Source organism: Sandarakinorhabdus rubra, assembly GCF_010994245.1.
Classification (GTDB): Bacteria; Pseudomonadota; Alphaproteobacteria; order Sphingomonadales; family Sphingomonadaceae; genus Sandarakinorhabdus; species Sandarakinorhabdus rubra.
This window is the reverse complement of record NZ_WMHO01000302.1, coordinates 1-2,435: the sequence shown is the minus strand read 5'-3', so window position 1 is coordinate 2,435 and position 2,435 is coordinate 1. Positions and strand designations below refer to the sequence as shown.

General features: G+C 71.5%; 3 protein-coding genes. All 3 read right to left on the bottom strand.

Annotated elements, in window-relative coordinates; translation table 11 throughout:
- On the bottom strand, positions 1 to 66 hold a 66-nt coding region (locus tag GJV64_RS15735), incomplete at its 3' end, for a hypothetical protein (protein WP_328799193.1).
- Between the two features lie 14 nt (positions 67 to 80).
- Positions 81 to 971, bottom strand: coding sequence for a BatD family protein (locus GJV64_RS13690; RefSeq protein ID WP_164157943.1), 891 nt, complete (start codon positions 969 to 971; stop codon positions 81 to 83).
- Positions 965 to 2,435: VWA domain-containing protein (locus tag GJV64_RS13685; protein ID WP_164157942.1), on the bottom strand; the 1,471-nt coding region annotated here is incomplete at its 5' end. The genes GJV64_RS13690 and GJV64_RS13685, both read right to left, overlap by 7 nt.

Genomic DNA, 2,435 nt, shown 5'->3' with positions numbered 1-2,435 from the left:
CACCACGGCGGTGACGCACTGGCCCCATTTCTCATCCGGCAGGCCGAACACAAGCGCATCCTCGATCGCCGGGTGGGTTTTCAGGGTTTCCTCGACTTCCTCGGGGAAGACCTTCTCGCCGCCGGTGCGATGCTGATCTCGACGGCAGGCGCCACCACCGTCCGGTAGGCGCCGGCGCGCGGATCGAACACCACTAGGTCGACCGGCCCGAGCGAGAAGCGGCCGGGGGTGCGCGGCACGATGGTGATGGCCTCGGTCATCGTCCGTTCGAACAGGCTGTCGGCCGCGCCGTTGCCGCGCTTCGGGGCGCCCAGCAGGTCGAACGCGCGCGGCAGCGGGCGCGAAGGGATGCCATCAAAGCCCATCCAGTTGCCGGTGCCCGACAGGGTGACCGTCCAGACGATCGGCTTGCCGACCTCGCCGCCCTGCACGTCCAGCGCCGATTTGAGGGTGAAGTCACCAACGGCGCCGCCAAAGCCGGCTGGCGCCGGCGGCAGGGCGCGCACGGCCAGACGGGCACCGGCGCCGGTCGCCATAACCGGGCCGATGGTCGCAATGGTGACGCCGCTGGTTTCATAGGATCCGGTGACGATCTGCATCTGCCGCGCCGGTGGTGGCAACTGGACGGTGCCGGGCGTCAGCGCGATGGCGCGGGTGGTGAAGGCCAGATCGGCCACCGTGCGGCCGCCTTGCGCCAGCGGCGGCGCCAGTGGCAGGCGGGTCCAGCCTTCGGTCACCAGCGGATCGGGCTTCCAGGCAAGATCGCCGTCGAGATAGCGGAACTGGTCCCAATCGACCCGCCAGACAATGCCGAGCGTGAAGACCTCGCCGGCCCACGGCTGGCGGTCGGGAAGCTGGAAGCTGCCGGAGACGATGGTGTCCGGGGCGGGCGGCACCGGCGCGGCGGCCAGCGCTGGCGCTGCCGCGAGCTGGACCAGCCCCAGCAGCATCGCCAGACATCTTCTCACCATGTCTGCCCGGCCTTGCGCGGCGCCGGTTCCTGCGCCTGCAAAATGCGGAACAGTTCGCCAGGCTGATCGGCGGCGCGCAGCTTTTCCAGCACATAGGCCGGCCTGACCAGCGACGGCACGCGCCATTCGGCCTGTTCGGCGCCACTGCGCTGCGTGCCACCAACCCGCCGATCATCGGGCGGGGTGGCCTTGGGATCGAAGCCGGCCTCGTCGGGATCCGGCGCCTCCTCCCCCGCGTCGGGGTCGCCCTGGGGTTCGCCATCGCCCTCCTCGGGATCATCGGTGGTGCGGCGCGGCCGCATCAGGCGGTTCAGCTTGCCGCGCAGCACTGCCCATTCGGGCCGGCCGGGTTCGAGCGCCGCCCCGGCATCCACCGCCGCGACCCCGTCCATCAGCACGCCGATCTGCAGCGGATGCAGATGCTGGCGATGGGTTTCGCCATAGGCAAGGCTGACCCTGGCCAGCGCCAGATAGTCATCGGCGCCGGGTTCGGGGCCGTCCACCAGCCGGGCGACCACCTGCTTCACTTCGCGCAGCGGGTCAGGTTCCGCGGCAGGCTTGACCGCATGGCCGGCGCCGGCGCCGATGAACAGCGCGAGGCCCGTCATCAGCGCTGCTGCAGGAAATGCGCGGCGGGACCGGGGCAGGTGGGGCCGGGCCGGCCATTCGACCGCCGCGCTCCACAACAGGAACAGGATGGCAGGCAGCAGGAACCAAGCGTAGCGTTCGGCCGTCCCCGCTGCAGGGGCGCTGCCTTCGCCGTTGCCGCCGCTGGCCGCCAGCCGCGCCGCCAGCCCGGCGGCGTCTGCAGCGTCGAGCGCGGCGCCGCCGGTGGCCCTCGCAATGCCCTCCAGCGCTGCCTTGTCCAGTCGCGACCGGATCGCTTCGCCTTTGGCATCGCGGATGGTGGCGCCCGCCGTGGTGCCCAGCCCGACGGTGACCACGGCGATGCCGCGCGATTGCAACTGGCGCAGCGGGGTCTGCCAGTCCGTTGGTTCCGCCTCGCCGTCAGACAGCAGCACGAGCGTGCGGCGGGTCGCCTGCGGGGTGAAGGCGGTGCTCGCGACGCGAAACAGGGCGACATAATCGCTGCCCGGCACGATCATCTGATCGGGATGGACCGCGGCCACGAACATGTCGAACAGCGTCCGATCGGGGCTGGGCGCGGCGAGCAGATAGGCTCGCCCGGCAAAGCCGATCAGTCCGACGTCCAGCGCCGACTGGTCAGCCAGGCGCCGCGCCAGGCCGCGCGCCCGCTCCAGCCGCGACGGCAGTGTGTCGGTTGCAAGCATGCTGCGCGACAGGTCGATCGCGATCACCACTTCGTGGTGGCCGGCGTCGGCGGCAGGCACCTGGCCCCATTGCGGCCGCCCCAGCGCCAGCACCATGAGCAGCAGCGCGGCGGCAAAACGCCAGGGCAGCGGCCTCAGGGCCTCACCCAGCCAGACCCGGCCGCCGGCAACA

Coding starts and splice junctions, on each gene's coding strand:
- GJV64_RS13690 (WP_164157943.1), bottom strand. CDS start 971: ATGGTGAGAAGATGTCTGGCGATGCTGCTGGGGCTGGTCCAGCTCGCG.